The following is a 17,137-nucleotide window of genomic DNA, read 5'->3' as shown; positions in this document are numbered from 1 at the left end:
AACTGCCCGAGGGGAAAGGCTTGATTTATAATATGGTCGGCTGGTTAGGCCAAAACCGCACCACTGTTTACATATTTACATTTATCATTTTTGTGGCCGGATTAGGTATTTATTCAAGCCTACCGAAAGAGCAATTCCCGGATATCGTTGTTCCACAAATGGTGGTTCAAACGGTCTATGCAGGTACAACTCCTGCCGATATTGAAAATACGATCAATAAGCCAATTGAAAAACAGTTAAAATCGATTACCGGGATCAAGAGTGTGAAGTCTAATGCATTGCAGGATATTTCTGTGATTATCGTTGAATTTAATACAGATGTATCTGTTCCTGTGGCGAAGCAACGTGTTCAAGATGCTGTGGACAAAGCCAGCAATGACTTACCTAAAGATTTAACGCGTGATCCAGCAGTAGCTGAGGTGAACTTTTCGGAGTTCCCCATCATGAACATCAACATTGCGGGGGATTATCCATTGGATAAGTTGAAGAAATATGCGGAAGATTTGCAAGATGAAATCGAGGGAATGCCGGAGATTACGCGTGTAGATATCGTAGGAGCATTGAAGCGTGAGATTCAAGTAAACTTGGATTTGTATAAAATGCAGAGTTATGGCTTGACATTTTATGATATTCAATCTGCTGTTCAAGGGGAGAATGTGAATATTTCTGGCGGAGATTTAGATGTGAATGGCGTGCGTCGTTCGCTGCGTGTGGTGGGAGAGTTTAAGTCGGTAGATCAATTGGCCAACCTGATGGTGGGTTCATCTACGGGTGCGCGTGTTCGTTTGAAAGATGTAGCTGATGTGCGCGATGGTTTTGAAGAGAAACAAGATTTCGCCCGCTTGGATAATAAGTCCGTGATTACATTAAACGTAATTAAGCGTAGTGGAGCTAATTTAATTAATGCAGCTGATCGGATTGAAAAGACTATTGAAGAGTATCGTGAGAGTCGTTTTCCTGCAGGTTTAGTTGTTTCTGTGACAGCTGATCAGTCGGAGCGTACACGTGGTGATTTGGCAGATTTGATTAATACTGTGGTCCTTGGATTTATCTTTGTGGTTATCGTGTTAATGTTTTTCATGGGTGTGCGCGATGCGGCATTTGTTGGCCTTTCAGTGCCATTATCAGCCTTATTGACGTTCTTATTCATGCCAGGTTTAGACTTTACGTTGAATACCATCGTATTGTTTGCCTTCCTATTAGGCTTGGGAATTGTGGTGGATGACGCCATTGTGGTCATTGAAAATGCACACCGTTTGTTCAATAACTTTAAGAAATTGACGATCACAGAGGCTGTTAAGTTGGCCGCATCTGAGGTGTTCATTCCGGTGTTGACGGGTACATTGACAACGATATCTCCATTTTTACCATTGTTATTTTGGCCGGGAATCGTAGGGGAATTCATGAAATTCTTGCCTATTACCTTGATCATTACGCTGTTTGCGTCATTGTTTGTGGCCTATGTAATGAACCCTGTGTTTGCGGTTTCATTTATGAAGCGTCATGATGAAGAAGCGAATGATGTAAAGGATCCTAAGTTTGCGGATATCCGTCGGACAGTGGTGATCTTATTAAGTTTAACTGTTTTTGGATATGTATTAGGCTTTGGCTTGGGTCATTTTGGATTTGGCAATTTCGGTTTATTGGCCTTAGTTCTTTATGTGTTTAACCACTTTATCATTACACCAAAATGGGTTGTTCCATTCCAAGAAACGACTTTGCCGGCATTTAAAAATGGGTATCGTCGGGCTATTTCATGGGTATTGGAAGGTCGCCGACCAATCTATGCCACATTGAGTGCATTTGGATTGTTAGTCTTGACAATTGTATTGATGGGCATTGTTAAGCCGTTGGTTATTTTCTTCCCTGCTTCAGATCCAGATTATATTTATATCTATTCGAAAATGCCGATTGGCACAGATTCGAAAGTGACGGATTCGGTGACGAAAATTGTTGAGCAACGTGTTTTTGCCTTTATCAAAAAGGAGAATGCAGGCAAGGCGGTTAATTCGGTGATATCGAATGTGGGTAAGAATGCTGGGGATCCAATGCAGCCAGATCGTGGTGCGACTCCACATAAAAGTAAAGTAACCATTGCTTTTTCACCTAAACAGGAGCGAGGCGAAATTTCTTCTGGTGTATTGTTGGAGAAACTTCAGAAAGAGTTTTTCGAGAAGCCGATTCCAAGTGTGGAAATGGCGATTGAGCGTGAGGCGAAGGGGCCGCCAACAGGTAAGCCTATTTCGATTGAAATTGCCGGAGATGACTTTGCTGTTCTTCAGGATTTGGAGCAAAAAGTTCGGAAGATCATTCAGAAGTCGGGGATTGAAGGAATTCAGGAATTGAAGTCTGATTTGGTGACGAATAAACCTGAAATCATTATTGACGTGAATCGCGAAAAGGCGAGTCGCGAAGGAATTTCTTCGGCGCAAGTTGCCATGGCGGTACGTACCGGATTGTTTGGTGCAGAGATTTCGAAATTCCGGGATGTCAAGGATGAATACCCTATCCAATTGCGTTTAAATGGCGATTCTCGTAATCAAATAGAGAAATTATTATCGATGAATATCACGTATCGAGATATGAATATGGGTGGGGCATTGCGCCAGGTACCACTGAATTCAATCGCTGATATACGCTACGCAACTTCATTTAGCCAGATTAATCGGAAGAATCAGGAACGTGTGGTGACCTTAGGATCTGATGTGGTTCAAGGGTATAATGCCAATGAGATTGTGGGTGAGTTGGAGCAATTGTTTGAAACGATTGACATGCCACAAGGATATAAAATCCGGATGGGTGGCGAGCAGGAGCAGCAAAAAGAATCAGGGGAATTCTTGGGTATCGCATTTTTGGCGGCCTTGGTATTAATCTATTTGATTTTGGCTACTCAGTTCAATTCAGCGGTGAAACCTTTTATTATTTTTGCGACTATTTTACTTTCGTTGATCGGGGTGTTATTAGGCTTTATGGCATTTGGAATGACCTTCTCCGTGATTATGTCGGGTGTGGGTATTATTGCACTAGCTGGTATCGTGGTGAAGAACGGAATCTTATTGATTGAATTCATTGAGGAGTTGCGTTTCAAACGTGGTTATGATTTGAAGGAAGCGATCATTGAAGGAGGAGGAATTCGTTTGACGCCGGTATTATTGACAGCATCTGCTGCGGTATTGGGCTTGATTCCATTGGCGGTAGGATTGAGCATTGATTTTGTGGCCATGTTTACGGAGTTAAATCCACATATATTCTTTGGTTCTGAGTCGGCCGACTTCTGGGGGATTTTGGCGTGGACAATCATCTTTGGATTGACGTTCTCGACTGTGTTAACCTTGTTGATTGTGCCGTGTATGTATTATATCTCGGAGCGAATTAAGCAAAAATTCTTTCCAAAAAGAGCGTAATTTTTGGTGGTTCAAGTAGATTGCGAAAGCCCTCGAACAATGTTCGGGGGTTTTTTGTTAAAAGTATTGGCAATTTTTATTTACGATTGTTTTGAAATAAATAATAAAGAATAAGTCCTAAAACTGGAAAGAGAATGATGAAAATAATACTAATCAATTTTTCTAAGTGGGACTTCTGGCCATCTCTGATTATTTGTAAGATGGTGCGAATGATGAGAAGTACGTAGATTATTGAAATGAACCAAGAGATTCCTTGAAATAGGTCGGCAGATTTGGGAGTAAGAAATCTCATATCAGATTGGGTTGTTAGTTTGTAAGGTATTTATTCATGTTCATACTTGTTATTCCATTTTCGACTATTGTAAAAAAGATTGTATTTAAACGAATGAAACCTTAATTTAACTTTTCAAAATCAACACGATGAAAAAACTATTACTATTATTCTTATTGCCCTATTTGGCTCAAGCACAAGATCGAACTTATGGAAAGTTATGGGCTACTCGCTCGCAAGTAATGGCTCAAAATGGCATGGTTGCCACGTCACACCCCTTGTCGACGCAAGCGGCATTGGATGTCTTAAAGGCAGGAGGAAATGCAATTGATGCGGCAATTGCAGCGAATGCAATGGAGGGTGTGGTTGAACCCCATGTAAATGGAATTGGCGGCGATTTATTTGCGATTGTTTGGGATGCTAAAACAAAAAAATTATACGGGCTTAATGGCTCAGGTCGTTCGCCCAAATCACTGACTTTGGCAGAATTTAAAAAGCGCGGGTTGACGCACATCCCTTCGCTGGGTCCTCTTCCCGTTTCTGTACCTGGTGCGGTGGATGCTTGGTTCGAGTTGCATAAAAAATTCGGCTCGATGCCTATGCCAAAAGTATTGAATTCCGCCGTTTCGTATGCGCGCAATGGTTTCCCAGTACATGGTGAGTTTGCATCCGCATTAACGCGTGTGGAGGCCAATTATGGGAAATTCCCGAATGTGGCTCAGCATTATTATCCAACAGGGAAAGCGCCTGTGGAAGGTGATATTTTCAAAAATCCGAACTTGGCGAATACCCTAGAAAAAATAGGTCGTGATGGTCGGGATGCATTTTACAAAGGCGATATGGCTCGGACGATGGATGCCTTCATGAAGAAGAATGGAGGTTTCTTGAGTTACGATGATTTGGCGTCGCATACGTCGACATGGGTAGAGCCGGTCTCTGTCAACTACCGTGGATATGATGTGTGGGAGTTACCACCGAATAGCCAGGGGATAGCTGCCTTGCAGATGTTGACAATTTTAGAAGGCTATGATTTTTCCAAAATTAAGTTGGGTTCCGCAGAACATGTGCACTTGTTTACCGAGGCCAAAAAGCTTGCTTTTGAGGATCGGGCGAAATATTATGCAGATCCAGAGTTTGCAAAAATTCCAGTTGCGGAACTCATTTCGGAATCTTATGGCGCGAAACGACGGGCGCTCATTAACCCAAACCGTGCTGGTCGGCATTATGAAGCAGGAAATCCTGCGCTAAAGGAGGGTGACACTATTTATTTAACTGTTGCGGATAAAGATGGGAATATGGTTTCATTGATTCAGAGCAATTACCGTGGTTTTGGTTCGGGCATGATGCCAGATGGCTTGGGTTTTATGTTCCAGGATCGTGGCGAATTATACAATTTGAAGGAGGGTGAGAATAATACCTATGCACCAGGGAAAAGACCGTTTCAAACAATCATTCCAGCATTTATGACGAAAGATGGCCAACCGGTTATGAGTTTCGGCGTGATGGGTGGAGCCTTTCAGCCGATGGGTCATGTGCAGATCGTGATGAATGTGGTTGATTTTGGTATGAATGTGCAGGAGGCAGGGGACTTTCCTCGGATGAATCATGAAGGGTCATCGGAGCCAACTGGCGAGAAAATGGAAACTACAGGCGGTATGATTACCTTGGAACACGGCTATCCTTATGAGGTGATTCGGGAATTATTGCAAAAAGGACATCAAGTTGGGTATATGAGTGGAATTTATGGCGGATATCAGTGTATTCGCTGGGACCCTGTCCGGAAGGTGTATTTCGGAGCGACGGAGTCGCGGAAAGATGGGCAGGCTGCCGGGTACTAACCTCCCCCTTACCTTTGGCAATCCTCCAAGGTTTGCCAAAGGTAGGTGAAAAAAAGGAATTTGAAGATGCAAAAACTGATATTCGAACGCGTGTTTACAGGCCATGAATGGCTCTCAAATCAAGCGATATCTATTGAGGATGGTTACATTAATTCCCTGCATCATGAAGTAGGAGGAATCTCCGACGGCTTTCTAGTTCCAGGGTTTATCGACTTGCAAGTATACGGCGGCGGAGGCCTACTTTTTTCAAATCATCAAACCGTAGCGGCCATTCAAGCTACTTTTGACGAACATGTAAAAACAGGAACGGTTGCTTTTCAAATCACTTTAAATTGTTCACCCAAGCAATCGATATGGTCTGCCATAGAGGCATGTAAATCGTATATAGGTAAGGGTTTGGTGGGATTGCACTTGGAAGGCCCATTTTTTAATCCCGTAAAACGGGGGGCTCACAACGAAAAATTTGTCCAAGAACCCACTAAGGAATTTGTGCAAGAAATTATTGATCGTACGCAAGGACTGTCCACGTACATGACCATTGCACCTGAAATGTTTGAGCCGGATGTTTTACGTCTATTGAAAAATAGCCATATCATGTGTTCGATGGGTCATTCAGATGCGACCTATGAACAAGCCCAGCAGGCAGGTATATCTCGGATTACCCATTTGTTTAATGCGATGTCCCAATGGCAAAGCAGATCTTTGGGATTAGTTGGCGCCAGCTTTCGCTCAGATGCCTGGACGAGCATCATAGCAGATGGACTACATTGTGAATTTGAATCGTTGCGTTTGGCGAAACAAATAAAAGGAGAAAAGCTCTTTTTGATTACTGACGCTGTGACGCATGATGAATCTGGTCCTTATATTTTCACGAAAACTGGTATCCGATTTACCAATGAGGCTGGGGTTTTGTCTGGCTCAGCCTTGACGATGGATGAAGCGATTCGGAATTGTGTCCAAAAAGCAGGAATATCGCTGGAAGAGGCTATTCGTATGTCAACAGTTTACCCAGCTGAAGTAGCGAATTTGGCACATTTAGGCTCAATTGGAGTCGGAAAAAGAGCTTGTTTTGTTCATTTGTCGGATGATTTGCACGTGAAGCAAGTTTGGTATGATGGGGAAGCTTTAATAAATTAGAAATGATTCATTTTCCATCGAAACAGCCGCAGGTTCAAACGACCATATTTACAAAAATGTCCCAACTCGCTACCGAGGAGGGGGCTTTAAATTTATCACAAGGTTTTCCTGGTTTTGATTGTTCGGAGGAACTTCAAGAACTCGTTAGGTTTTACGCGAAAGGTCATAATCAATACGCACCTATGACGGGAGTTCCGGTATTCCGACAAAGCATTGCGAACAAAACTAACTCATTTTACGGAGTCTCACTTAATGCTGATACCGAAGTTACTGTTGTTTCTGGGGCTACTGAGGCCCTTTTTGCAGCTATTCACTGCTGTGTTTCTCCTGGAGATGAAGTTATCATGTTTGATCCATCATACGACGCATACGACCCTATCGTGCGCTTGGCAGGTGGTATTCCCGTGCATATTCCGCTAAATTCTTCCAATGGATTTTGCATAGATTGGGAAGAGTTAGGCCGTAAAATCACTCCCCAAACTAGAGCGATTATGGTCAATTCTCCCCATAATCCAACGGGCGCAATTTGGTCTATGGAAGACCTAGATGCTTTTGCTTCTTTGGTGAAGGGGACAAATATTCTGATCGTTTCAGATGAGGTGTATGAGCATATTGTCTTTGATGGTGCGCAGCACGCATCGGTACTTTTACATCCTGAATTACGCCAAAGAAGCTTTGTTTGTGGCTCTTTTGGCAAGACATATCACATTACTGGCTGGAAAATGGGTTATTGCTTAGCACCTCCATATCTCACCCAAGAATTTAGAAAATTGCACCAATGGGTCACATTTTCGAGTGCGACCCCCTTACAATATGCGCTCGCCGAATATTTAAAAACACCGGCTCATTACTTGGGGCTATCCTCATTTTACCAACAGAAACGTGATTTGTTTGCGTCTTATTTCGAGGGTTCTCGGTGGAAGATTTTGCCTTCACACGGAAGCTTTTTTCAGTGTTTGGATTATGCTGAAATTAGTAATGAATCTGATGTAGATTTATCAGTACGTCTGACTAAGGAGTTAAAAGTTGCCTCAATCCCTGTTTCTGTATTTTATGAAACACCTCCCGAAGACCGGATTTTACGTTTTTGCTTCGCCAAAAATGATGATGTCATAATGGAAGCCGCTCAAAAACTTGCGCAGTTATAGATACTTAAGCGCTATTTTTTCGCCAATCACTTCTAAGTAGGAAGCCGCATTAGTCATCGCGTCTGCTGTACTTTTAGATTCGCTCAGAACGCTATAAATATCATTCGCATCCATAAATAAAGGTATTTTTTCTTCATCCTCAAAGGTCCCACATACCAAAATAGTCTGCTTTAATTGCTTGTCGGCTCGCCCCACGACATTAGCTACTAACTTGCCCGACCATGTTTGTTGGTCTATTTTCCCTTCTCCCGTAATAATGTAGTCCGCTTTGCGTATGGCGCGATCTAGATGTACTTTGTTCAGAAGCCATTCCGCTCCAGAGACTATTTTTGCCCCTAAAAAGTAAACAGCACCTGCTCCCAAACCGCCCGCAGCGCCAGCTCCTGGGATCTGAGCGGGAAGCCATTTGGCTATATTGATTAGACCTTTATCTAATTGTTTAATTAATGTCATGTTGGCACCTTTTTGTTTGGCAAAAATATGTGCAGCACCTTGTAGGCCATGCAGCGGATTGTCAACATCAGTTAAGACAACAAATTGCGTTTTCGGAGATGGAGTTTGCCCTTTAATTTGCGTGATATGGACTAAATTTTCGCCAATCGGCTCCAAAACATTCCCATTTTTATCAAGGAATTGATAGCCTAGCGCCGCTGCCATGCCTATTCCCGCATCATTTGTCGCCGAACCTCCTATGGTTAATACGATAGTTTCGGCACCTTGACTGATGGCATGATTGATTAATTGCCCAGTGCCAAACGTATTCGTTTTCAGTGGATTTTGTTCCTTTTTACTTAATAGTTGCAATCCAGAACAACGTGCCATTTCAATGTAAGCAGTTTTTTGGTCGGCTAGCCACAAAAAGGCCGCCTGTATAGGCCTGCCTAGGGGATCATTCACCGTATGCGTTTGCCACGTTCCCCCATGAATGGTATGAATCATTTCCAGTGTGCCTTCTCCACCATCAGCAAGAGGAACAATTTGAATGACAGACTTTTTGCGCTTAGCTAAAATTCCTTTTGCTAGTGCTTCTGCCGCCTCTTGAGCCGTTAAGGATGATTTGAATTTATCTGGACAAATTAAAATATTCACACGCTGAATTTAATGGTTCAATTTACGGACATTTCTTTACTTTTGTGCTCTAACTCATCTATATGAAGTATTTCATTTTATTCATCTTTGCCCTATTATTTAGCGCTTGTACACATCAGCCTGATCTGACCGGTTTTGATGCAGCCTCATTCAAGCAAGATCGTGGGGCATGCGGTGGTAAGCGTGGCCAACAAGTCGCCTGGTTAAAAGCACATAAAATGAATTTTCAGGGAGTAAGTTCAAATAACATGGATGAGATTTTGGGCAAACCAGACTTACAGCAACTAGCCGACCGAAATCAAGAGTATTATATCTACTTTTTGGAGCCGGGACCGCAGTGCCAACAAAAACCTTCACAAGCTAAATCGATTGCCTTTCGATTTAGTGCCATGGGTATCGCCACAGAGATTACTTTTCAAGAAGGAATCCCGCTTTGATTTATTTGCTGAACATTCCTAAGACGGAATTAGTAAAGCCAACAATAAAACTAAAAATCAATGGGGCGATGAATCCGCTTACCTTAAAGCCGGGTACATATACTTCGACCAAATACACCATTCCTACGGTAATTACCAGCGAAAATAGCCCTAGTGTCATAAAGGTTATCGGCAAACTGATAATTTTCAAAATAGGTTTAACGAAGGAATTCAAAAATCCCATCGCAAGCGCTACTAATAAGGCTGTTGTAAATCCATCTACTGTGATCCCCTTTAAATAACGGGGTATAATCATGACCACTCCGGCAATAATAATGTAACGAATAATAAATCCAATCATGTTATTTCTGATGTCTAGCTTGTAATGTCTTAACGATTTCTTCTAACCCAATTCCTCGGTCTTCCAGTAAAACCAATAAGTGGAAAATTAAATCAGCTGCTTCCCCTTTGAACATATCGTCATTTTTCATCAGGGCTTCTATGACTAATTCAACGGCTTCTTCGCCCACTTTTTGAGCAATTTTGTGCGTGCCTTTTTGGAATAAGGAAGCCGTATATGAAGAATCAGAGGAGGCATTTTTGCGTGATCGAATGATGTGTTTTAAGTGATCCAACCAGGCTGCATTATCTGTGTTTGATTCGTTAAAACAAGTTTCTGATCCCGTATGGCATGTTGGCCCAGCTGGATTCGCCTGGATTAAAATAGTGTCTTGGTCACAATCAACAGCAACATTGACAACATCTAAATAGTTTTCAGATGTCTCACCTTTGGTCCATAAGCGATTTTTTGAGCGTGAAAAAAAGGTTACCCGTTTTTCTGCGATGGTTTGGGTATAGGCCTCTTCGTTCATGTACCCGAGCATAAGCACTTTTAGCGTGCTTGCATCTTGAATGATGGCAGGGACTAAACCTTTTGAAAAATCTGGTTGTAAACTCATAAGGGTTAAATTAGTATATCCGCATGGGAATTCCTTTGTTCGCTAAGTATTTTTTCAATTCGATAATCTCAATTTCCTTGAAGTGAAATATACTTGCTGCCAACCCGGCATCAGCTTTTCCTTCCGTGAAAACCTCATAAAAATGCTCCATGGATCCTGCTCCGCCTGATGCAATGATTGGGATCGAAGACTGTGATGAAATACGACTTGTTAAGCCATTTGCAAAACCAGCTTTTGTGCCGTCGGCATCCATTGAAGTCAATAAAATCTCACCAGCACCTCGTGATTCGACTTCTTTGGCCCATGCCATGGTTTGAATTTCCGTAATATTCCGGCCTCCATGGGTATGAACCCAATCATTTCCTTCCACAAATCGAGTATCAATCGCGACGATTATACATTGTGATCCGAATTGTAAGGCCAATTCGTCAATTAATTCAGGCCGACGAACCGCCGATGAGTTAATAGAAACCTTGTCGGCACCAGCATTCAATAAGGCTGAAACATCTTCGATGCTACTAATTCCGCCACCTACTGTAAACGGAATATTCACGTGACGCGCAACTTCACGGACTAGATTGACTAAGGTCTTCCGGTTATCTACTGTGGCCGTGATATCCAAAAAGACTAATTCGTCTGCCCCTTGTTCCGCATACAAAGCTCCTAGTTCCACAGGATCTCCCGCATCCCGCAAATCCACAAAGTTGGTCCCCTTCACAGTCCGACCTTCTTTAATATCCAAACAAGGAATAATTCGTTTCGTTAGCATAGAGATTCTTTGGCAAAAGTGGCTAGATCTTTAAGTGTAATGCGGCCCTCGTAAAAGGCTTTGCCAACAATCACACCGAATAAATTCATTTCGCGTAATTGTACCAAATCTGGTAAGTTGGCAACTCCACCACTCGCAATTATATTTAATCCAGGGTTATTTGCCTGGATTTTTTCATACAAATCAAAGCTCGGGCCTTGCAATAAACCGTCCTTCGCTACGTCAGTTGAAATGACATATTGAGCTCCAGCCACTTGATAATCGGTGAGAAAATCATAAATGGAAATGTTAGAATTTTCTTGCCAACCGGACAAAGCGATTTGCTCGTTGTGTGCATCGGCACCTAATATGATTTTATCTGTTCCGTATTTTTTGAACCAACCATGAACTAATTCAGGATTCCGTACAGCTATACTCCCCGCCGTAATTTGTGCTGCACCGGCTGAAAAAGCTCGGTCAATCATTTCGTCTGATTGTACCCCGCCGCCAAAATCAATATGTAGGGAAGTGTTCGACGCAATACGCTCTAAAACGGCAGCATTAACAATTTCTTTTGCTTTCGCTCCGTCTAAGTCAACTAAATGTAGTCGTTGGATTCCGGCACCTTCGAATGCTTTGGCAATTTCTAAAGGATCAGAACTATAAACTTTTTTTTGTTGGTAATCCCCTTGCGTTAACCGAACGCATTGTCCTCCAATAATATCGATGGCTGGAATGAGTTGGAACATAGATTAAAGCGCTAAGAAGTTTTGAATGATCTTTTGACCGACTATTCCTGATATTTCTGCGTGGAATTGTGCGGCATAGAAGTTGTCTTTTTGCAACATGGCAGAAAATGGTTGCGCATAATCACAAGTTGCAGAAGTATACGGATTAACTGGTGCGTAAAAAGAGTGGACAAAATATACAAATTCCTCTTTTTTAAGCCCTTCCATGAGGATATTCTCACCAGAAGCTTGAATTGAATTCCAGCCTACATGTGGGATTTTCATGTCGGCACTTACGAATCGTTTAACCGGCACATCAAAAACGCCCATACAATTCGTATTATTTTCCTCGGAATCCCGACACAACAATTGCATACCGATACAGGTGGCTAAAACAGGCTGTTTTAATTTGGGGATCAATTGATCCAATCCCTTTTCTCGTAAATAGGCCATCGCCGTACTTGCTTCGCCCACTCCTGGAAAAATGACTTTGTCGGCAGATGCTATCACCTTTTCGTCATCTGTCCATTGGTATTTCATCCCAATTCGGTCCAATGCATACATGACCGACTGCACATTACCGGCATTGTATTTGATGATTGCGATTTCCATGGATGTGTTTTTGGTGGGCAAAATGCCATGCAAAGGTAGACAAAAGGGCTTGGATTATGAAAAGAAGCGTATATTTGTTGCCCTATGTCCCAAAACCGCCGAATCCTTCTGGAAACTCTATACCTCATTTGGATGGGTGCCTTACCCGTTCTTTCAAGTATGTTGTTGGGCTATTTTGCCTTAGCTAATCCGAGTTTTTTTACCAATTTTTCGCTGGGGGAATTTGTGTTTTTCTGGATTAGTGCGGTTTTCATCATGGGACTTGCGTTATGTCCTACGACCTTTTTCGCGATGTTCACGGGTTATGTCTGGGGTTGGTCGGGATTATTTCCTTTGATTATCGCTTATGCCATAGCCTCCTTACTTGGGTATGCTTTGGCTAGAAAAATGAAAGGAGATGCACTCATTGAACTGATTCGTGTCAAGTTTAAAGCGGGGGATTTTCTAGATAACGTTCAGGCGCAATCCTTTGCTTGGGTATTTTTGGCTCGACTATCTCCGGTTTTTCCTTTTGCTATTACAAATGCATTAATGGCATTTTTGGGAGTTCCCTTACGTCAATTTTTCGTAGGTGGCACGCTGGGCATGTTGCCTCGGACGCTGATTGCCTTATGGACTGGGATGCAGGCGGCTTCTTGGGCCAATTTGCTTAATCACCCCGAAATGGTCCGTTGGCAAGACCTAGCAAGTTTAGGCATGTTAGCCGTATCGGTAATAGGTATGCTTTTTCTTGCCAAACGAAAAGCTTAATGTTTTAGGAATAGATAGAGAAGGCCCCACATTGCGGCAAGTTGGCCTATCCAAAATGAAAACATCCACATAATAAGTGCTTTTTCAGATTTAACCATCTTGATTTCTAACTCCATCAACTTTATGTTCAAATATTCCTTGGTCACCAACTCATCCGTTCGCTCCTCAATAGTTCCCTGAACTAGGTCTCAAATTCCATGGCATCTTTTTCCACTAAGTGGAGGTTTTTATGCGCTAATTGATACAATTGAATTGATTTCGCTTCCATGTTTCAAACCTACAAAAACACATTAGATGAGTCAATTCGATACATGAATAGTCCGATATGTATCAGTTTTTTACCAGTAGAGATATCATCATAAAAGTAATAGCTACTTGCCCAATCCAAAGAATAAACATCCATCTGATCAACTCGCGCTCCATTTTCTCAAATGCCCGAATAACAAAGTCAACGCTTATGTGGCTCTCCTCCTCATAACTGCCATCTCGCTCGCCCAAATGTAATTTGGCTCGAACTAATTGATATAATTTTCTGGAGTGTGGTTTCATGTCCTAAAAGTAGGACAGACACGCAAACATGTCAATTCGATTTATGACTAATTTAGATCGCCTCAGAATCAATCACTTGAACTTTTCCCCACAAGTGTTTGTTGGCATCAATGAACTTCTTGTGCAACGGGTGGTACAAATATTCGGATTCTTTCGCTGCATTTTCGAATACTAAAACGACAGAAAAAGTATAACTTCCATCCGTGGCTCCTTTGTCGAATTCCGTTACAATTGGTTTACCTACATGCGCCATTTGTATCATAGGTAAAGTGCCTAATTGTTTTAAAGCGGCCAACAATTGCGTTTTTTCGGCTTCATTGGCTGGGTTTTTAGCCCAAAATAGGACGTGGTGAACAAAGGTCATAGAAGTTTTTGCATTAGGTAAAAGGCTGCTTGCAGCGGTTGCCATTCCGGCTTGTTGGAGGAAATTTCTTCTCGAAGTCATAAATAGGTTTTAAATATTATTCAAGTCTACAATGGAAAATTTACAAAAGCAATTAATCATTACAGGTGCTACCGGTATGGTGGGGGAAGGAGTGTTGCATGAAGCAATCCTTTCTCCCTATGTCAACCAAATCTTGGTCATCAACCGCAAACCTTGCGGAGTGGATCATCCAAAGGTCACAGAATATCTACTGACTGATTTTTTGAAACCAGAAGAAATGCGCGAAGCTATTAAAGGCTACGATGCCTGTTTATTTTGCCTTGGCGTTTCCTCTGTTGGGATGAATGCCGAGGAGTATAAGCAAAAAACATATGACTTGACACTAGGATTTGCGCACGTATTACAAGAAGAAAACCCGAATATGTCGTTTAGCTATATTTCTGGGGCAGGAACTGATTCGACAGAGCAAGGGCGATTAGCATGGGCACGTGTGAAAGGAAAAACTGAAAATGACCTATCGAAATTGGGTTTTGGAGACTATTATTCATTTAGACCTGCCATGATTAAGCCAACTCCCGGTTTGAAAAATGCCTTACCATTCTATAAATACATTAATTGGACCTTCCCGATTTTGAATGCATTGGTTCCACACATGGCTTGTACGCTAAAAGAGTTAGGCGAGGCGATGTTGGAAGTTTCCATATTTGGTTCGGCTAAAAAAACCATTGAAGGGAATGATATTTTGGCATTAGCTAAGCAAATGCGTATGCGTTTATAGCTTTTTGGCTATTTTTGTAGGATACACTAAATGATAACCTGTGAATAAGAAAGTTGTACTCATGATTTTAGATGGTTGGGGAATCGCTACCAACCCAAAAGTTTCAGCTATCGATGCGGCAAAGACACCGTTTATTGATTCATTATATTCGAAATATGCGCATTCAAAGTTGGAAGCATCCGGTGAGGCCGTAGGTTTGCCAGAAGGCCAAATGGGTAATTCCGAGGTAGGACACATGAACTTGGGTGCAGGGCGTGTGGTATATCAGAATTTGGTACGCATCAACAAAGCTGTTCGCGAAAATACATTAGGTCAAGAACCTGAGTTAGCGAAGGCTTTTGATTATGCGAAGAAAGAAAATAAATCAGTTCATTTCATGGGCTTGGTTTCAGATGGAGGCGTTCACGCACACATTGAACATATCAAATCTTTGATGACTTCTGCATCTGATGCGGGTTTGACAAATGTTTTTGTCCACGCATTTACGGATGGTCGTGATACAGATCCGAAGTCGGGAATGAAATTCATGACTGATCTAGTCAACCATACAAAGAAAACAGGAACTGCTGTTGCATCTGTAACGGGTCGTTATTTTGCTATGGACCGCGATAATCGTTGGGAACGTGTGGCCTTGGCTTATCATGCCATGGTGGATGCGGAAGGTACGCCCACGCAGGATGTCTTAGCGGCTATTCAATCAAGTTATGATGCTGGGGTGACAGATGAATTTATTAAGCCAATTATTGCTACAGATGCAGCAGGAAAACCGTTGGCAAAAATAGCTTCAGGTGATGTGGTTATTTGTTTCAATTTCCGCACGGATCGTGGTCGTGAAATTACGCAAGCGTTAACGCAGCGAGATTTCCATGAGGAAAATATGCACAAATTGGATTTGTATTACCTGACGATGACAGAATACGATAAAGAATTCCAAAATGTCAAAGTTATTTTCAATGACTCAAATTTACCTATGACGATGGGAGAGGTGTTAGAAGGTGCAGGTAAAAAGCAAATTCGTATCGCCGAAACGGAGAAATATCCTCACGTAACGTTCTTCTTTTCTGGTGGTCGTGAGCAATTGTTCAAGGGTCAAGAAAATATATTACGAAATTCACCAAAGGTCGCTACATACGATTTGCAACCGGAGATGTCGGCAGCTGATTTATGTGACGCCTTAATTCCCGAGTTGGAAAAAGAAGAGGTTGACTTTGTTTGCTTGAATTTTGCTAATCCAGATATGGTTGGCCATACCGGAGTTTTTGAGGCAGTTGTAAAGGCAGTAGAAACGGTAGATTCCTGTGCGGAGGCTGTTGTGAAAGCAGGTTTGGCACATGGGTATTCTTTCATCATCATTGCGGATCATGGAAATGCGGATGTTATGATGAATGAAGACGGCTCACCGAATACAGCTCATTCAACGAATTTGGTCCCATGTATTTTAGTGGACAATGATTTCCATCCAACACTTCAAAATGGTAAGTTGGGCGATGTTTCGCCCACTATCTTGAAGTTGATGGGCGTGGAACAACCAAAAGAAATGACGGGTGTTCCCTTGTTTTAAGTACAAATAGTCGACAACTGACCATTTGATAAATAACAAAGTTGGGAATTGCCAGTTTTACTATTTCTCTAATTACCTTTATTTGTTTTAAAATCATTTATGGCTAAAGTTGTTATTTTTGGAAATACCAAAACCGCCGAACTGGCTCTATATTACTTGCAGCATGATTCGGATCATGAGGTAGTTGCCTTTACAGTTGAGCAAGATTATATTAAGGAGCCTACATTTCATGGATTACCTCTGGTTCCATTTGAGACAGTAGAAGAAATTTATTCGCCAAAGGAGTTTAAATTTTTTGCGCCGTTGACGGAAAAAAATATGAATCGGGTTCGGGCTCGTGTTTATGAACAAGGTCTAGAAAAGGGCTATTCATACATTTCCTATATCAGTTCACATGCAACAGTTTTAACGGATCAAATAGGGGAGAATTGTTTTATTTTAGAGGACAATACCATACAGCCTTATGTAAAGATTGGCAATAATGTAGTGTTGTGGTCTGGTAATCACATTGGGCATCACGGTACGATTGGAGATCATGTATTCTTTACGTCACATGTTGTCTTATCGGGTGGATGTAACGTTGGCGATTATAGTTTTATCGGGGTAAACGCGACAATCCGAGATCAAACTGTCATAGGAGAGGGGACATTGATTGCAATGGGAGCCAATCTTACACGTCAAAAAACAGATCCTTGGAGTATTTGGAAAGGAAATCCTGCAGAGAAAGCTGCGATATCAAGTAAGGATATTAAGATTTAAAAAAA

Annotated in this window: 18 protein-coding genes; 9 read left to right on the top strand and 9 right to left on the bottom strand. The window is 41.9% G+C overall.

Going from position 1 to position 17,137, the window contains the following annotated elements:
* Positions 1–32: 32 nt before the first annotated feature.
* Positions 33–3,404 (top strand): efflux RND transporter permease subunit, encoded by a 3,372-nt coding sequence (locus U0R10_RS06530; RefSeq protein WP_377983524.1) that lies wholly within the window; start codon positions 33–35, stop codon positions 3,402–3,404.
* 76 nt (positions 3,405–3,480) lie between these two features.
* On the opposite strand, the gene U0R10_RS06525 is transcribed toward U0R10_RS06530, so the two are convergent.
* Positions 3,481–3,696 carry a PLDc N-terminal domain-containing protein gene (locus tag U0R10_RS06525; RefSeq protein ID WP_377983154.1) on the bottom strand — a complete coding sequence of 72 codons (216 nt, stop codon included), beginning with the start codon at positions 3,694–3,696 and terminating at the stop codon, positions 3,481–3,483.
* A 128-nt stretch (positions 3,697–3,824) separates the two neighbouring features.
* Between U0R10_RS06525 and ggt the strand changes: the two genes are divergently transcribed.
* From ggt to U0R10_RS06510, 3 genes are all read left to right on the top strand, one after another.
* A complete protein-coding gene (gene ggt, locus U0R10_RS06520) occupies positions 3,825–5,513 on the top strand; it encodes a gamma-glutamyltransferase (RefSeq protein ID WP_377983153.1) in 1,689 nt (562 codons plus the stop codon).
* Positions 5,514–5,579: 66 nt separating this feature from the next.
* Complete coding sequence (gene nagA / locus U0R10_RS06515) at positions 5,580–6,650, top strand: N-acetylglucosamine-6-phosphate deacetylase (RefSeq protein ID WP_377983152.1); 1,071 nt, start codon at positions 5,580–5,582, stop codon at positions 6,648–6,650.
* A gap of 2 nt (positions 6,651–6,652) precedes the next feature.
* Positions 6,653–7,798, top strand: a complete 1,146-nt coding sequence (locus U0R10_RS06510) for a methionine aminotransferase (protein ID WP_377983151.1) — start codon at positions 6,653–6,655, stop codon at positions 7,796–7,798.
* Here the strand turns inward: U0R10_RS06510 and U0R10_RS06505 are convergent.
* Complete coding sequence (locus tag U0R10_RS06505; RefSeq protein WP_377983150.1) at positions 7,793–8,887, bottom strand: glycerate kinase; 1,095 nt, start codon at positions 8,885–8,887, stop codon at positions 7,793–7,795. The genes U0R10_RS06510 and U0R10_RS06505 overlap by 6 nt on opposite strands.
* A gap of 62 nt (positions 8,888–8,949) precedes the next feature.
* On the opposite strand from U0R10_RS06505, the gene U0R10_RS06500 reads away from it, so the two are divergent.
* Positions 8,950–9,324 carry a hypothetical protein gene (locus U0R10_RS06500; protein WP_377983149.1) on the top strand — a complete coding sequence of 125 codons (375 nt, stop codon included), beginning with the start codon at positions 8,950–8,952 and terminating at the stop codon, positions 9,322–9,324.
* Between the two features lies 1 nt (position 9,325).
* Here U0R10_RS06500 and U0R10_RS06495 read toward each other — a convergent pair whose 3' ends face one another.
* The 5 genes from U0R10_RS06495 to hisH are packed head-to-tail and all read right to left on the bottom strand — an operon-like array spanning position 9,326 to position 12,350.
* Complete coding sequence (locus U0R10_RS06495; protein WP_377983148.1) at positions 9,326–9,664, bottom strand: phage holin family protein; 339 nt, start codon at positions 9,662–9,664, stop codon at positions 9,326–9,328.
* Between the two features lies 1 nt (position 9,665).
* Positions 9,666–10,262: a bifunctional phosphoribosyl-AMP cyclohydrolase/phosphoribosyl-ATP diphosphatase HisIE gene (gene hisIE, locus U0R10_RS06490; RefSeq protein ID WP_377983147.1), complete on the bottom strand. Its 597-nt coding sequence runs from the start codon at positions 10,260–10,262 to the stop codon at positions 9,666–9,668.
* 10 nt (positions 10,263–10,272) lie between these two features.
* On the bottom strand, positions 10,273–11,031 hold the full coding sequence (gene hisF / locus U0R10_RS06485; RefSeq protein WP_377983146.1) for an imidazole glycerol phosphate synthase subunit HisF: 759 nt from the start codon (positions 11,029–11,031) through the stop codon (positions 10,273–10,275).
* Positions 11,025–11,759 (bottom strand): 1-(5-phosphoribosyl)-5-[(5-phosphoribosylamino)methylideneamino]imidazole-4-carboxamide isomerase, encoded by a 735-nt coding sequence (gene hisA / locus U0R10_RS06480; protein WP_377983145.1) that lies wholly within the window; start codon positions 11,757–11,759, stop codon positions 11,025–11,027. Before hisA ends, hisF begins: the two co-directional genes overlap by 7 nt.
* Before the next feature lie 3 nt (positions 11,760–11,762).
* A complete protein-coding gene (gene hisH, locus U0R10_RS06475) occupies positions 11,763–12,350 on the bottom strand; it encodes an imidazole glycerol phosphate synthase subunit HisH (RefSeq protein WP_377983144.1) in 588 nt (195 codons plus the stop codon).
* Between the two features lie 84 nt (positions 12,351–12,434).
* Between hisH and U0R10_RS06470 the strand changes: the two genes are divergently transcribed.
* On the top strand, positions 12,435–13,100 hold the full coding sequence (locus U0R10_RS06470) for a TVP38/TMEM64 family protein (protein WP_377983143.1): 666 nt from the start codon (positions 12,435–12,437) through the stop codon (positions 13,098–13,100).
* A 330-nt stretch (positions 13,101–13,430) separates the two neighbouring features.
* On the opposite strand, the gene U0R10_RS06465 is transcribed toward U0R10_RS06470, so the two are convergent.
* Positions 13,431–13,649, bottom strand: a complete 219-nt coding sequence (locus U0R10_RS06465; RefSeq protein ID WP_377983142.1) for a hypothetical protein — start codon at positions 13,647–13,649, stop codon at positions 13,431–13,433.
* A gap of 52 nt (positions 13,650–13,701) precedes the next feature.
* Complete coding sequence (locus tag U0R10_RS06460) at positions 13,702–14,094, bottom strand: Dabb family protein (RefSeq protein ID WP_377983141.1); 393 nt, start codon at positions 14,092–14,094, stop codon at positions 13,702–13,704.
* 31 nt (positions 14,095–14,125) lie between these two features.
* Here U0R10_RS06460 and U0R10_RS06455 point away from each other — a divergent pair, with 31 nt between their 5' ends.
* The 3 genes from U0R10_RS06455 (at position 14,126) to U0R10_RS06445 (ending at position 17,132) form a co-directional block, all read left to right on the top strand.
* Positions 14,126–14,812 (top strand): NAD-dependent epimerase/dehydratase family protein, encoded by a 687-nt coding sequence (locus tag U0R10_RS06455; RefSeq protein ID WP_377983140.1) that lies wholly within the window; start codon positions 14,126–14,128, stop codon positions 14,810–14,812.
* 40 nt (positions 14,813–14,852) lie between these two features.
* Positions 14,853–16,373, top strand: coding sequence for a 2,3-bisphosphoglycerate-independent phosphoglycerate mutase (gene gpmI, locus U0R10_RS06450; protein ID WP_377983139.1), 1,521 nt, complete (start codon positions 14,853–14,855; stop codon positions 16,371–16,373).
* 99 nt (positions 16,374–16,472) lie between these two features.
* Positions 16,473–17,132, top strand: a complete 660-nt coding sequence (locus U0R10_RS06445; protein ID WP_377983138.1) for an acetyltransferase — start codon at positions 16,473–16,475, stop codon at positions 17,130–17,132.
* The last annotated feature ends 5 nt before the right edge of the window (positions 17,133–17,137 follow it).

The sequence above is a fragment of the Aquirufa avitistagni genome (assembly GCF_042715545.1).
Classification (GTDB): Bacteria; Bacteroidota; Bacteroidia; order Cytophagales; family Spirosomataceae; genus Aquirufa; species Aquirufa avitistagni.
Note: the sequence above shows the minus strand (reverse complement) of the source record. Positions and strands in the feature narration are given on the sequence as shown.

Excerpts from the sequence above, each read along its gene's own strand:
- hisA (WP_377983145.1), bottom strand. The coding sequence starts at position 11,759 with ATGTTCCAACTCATTCCAGCCATCGATATTATTGGAGGACAATGCGTT.
- U0R10_RS06455 (WP_377983140.1), top strand. The coding sequence starts at position 14,126 with ATGGAAAATTTACAAAAGCAATTAATCATTACAGGTGCTACCGGTATG.
- U0R10_RS06460 (WP_377983141.1), bottom strand. The coding sequence starts at position 14,094 with ATGACTTCGAGAAGAAATTTCCTCCAACAAGCCGGAATGGCAACCGCT.
- U0R10_RS06470 (WP_377983143.1), top strand. The coding sequence starts at position 12,435 with ATGTCCCAAAACCGCCGAATCCTTCTGGAAACTCTATACCTCATTTGG.
- U0R10_RS06500 (WP_377983149.1), top strand. The coding sequence starts at position 8,950 with ATGAAGTATTTCATTTTATTCATCTTTGCCCTATTATTTAGCGCTTGT.
- U0R10_RS06530 (WP_377983524.1), top strand. The coding sequence starts at position 33 with ATGGTCGGCTGGTTAGGCCAAAACCGCACCACTGTTTACATATTTACA.
- U0R10_RS06495 (WP_377983148.1), bottom strand. The coding sequence starts at position 9,664 with ATGATTGGATTTATTATTCGTTACATTATTATTGCCGGAGTGGTCATG.
- nagA (WP_377983152.1), top strand. The coding sequence starts at position 5,580 with ATGCAAAAACTGATATTCGAACGCGTGTTTACAGGCCATGAATGGCTC.
- ggt (WP_377983153.1), top strand. The coding sequence starts at position 3,825 with ATGAAAAAACTATTACTATTATTCTTATTGCCCTATTTGGCTCAAGCA.
- hisF (WP_377983146.1), bottom strand. The coding sequence starts at position 11,031 with ATGCTAACGAAACGAATTATTCCTTGTTTGGATATTAAAGAAGGTCGG.
- hisH (WP_377983144.1), bottom strand. The coding sequence starts at position 12,350 with ATGGAAATCGCAATCATCAAATACAATGCCGGTAATGTGCAGTCGGTC.
- hisIE (WP_377983147.1), bottom strand. The coding sequence starts at position 10,262 with ATGAGTTTACAACCAGATTTTTCAAAAGGTTTAGTCCCTGCCATCATT.
- U0R10_RS06525 (WP_377983154.1), bottom strand. The coding sequence starts at position 3,696 with ATGAGATTTCTTACTCCCAAATCTGCCGACCTATTTCAAGGAATCTCT.
- U0R10_RS06445 (WP_377983138.1), top strand. The coding sequence starts at position 16,473 with ATGGCTAAAGTTGTTATTTTTGGAAATACCAAAACCGCCGAACTGGCT.
- U0R10_RS06465 (WP_377983142.1), bottom strand. The coding sequence starts at position 13,649 with ATGAAACCACACTCCAGAAAATTATATCAATTAGTTCGAGCCAAATTA.
- U0R10_RS06510 (WP_377983151.1), top strand. The coding sequence starts at position 6,653 with ATGATTCATTTTCCATCGAAACAGCCGCAGGTTCAAACGACCATATTT.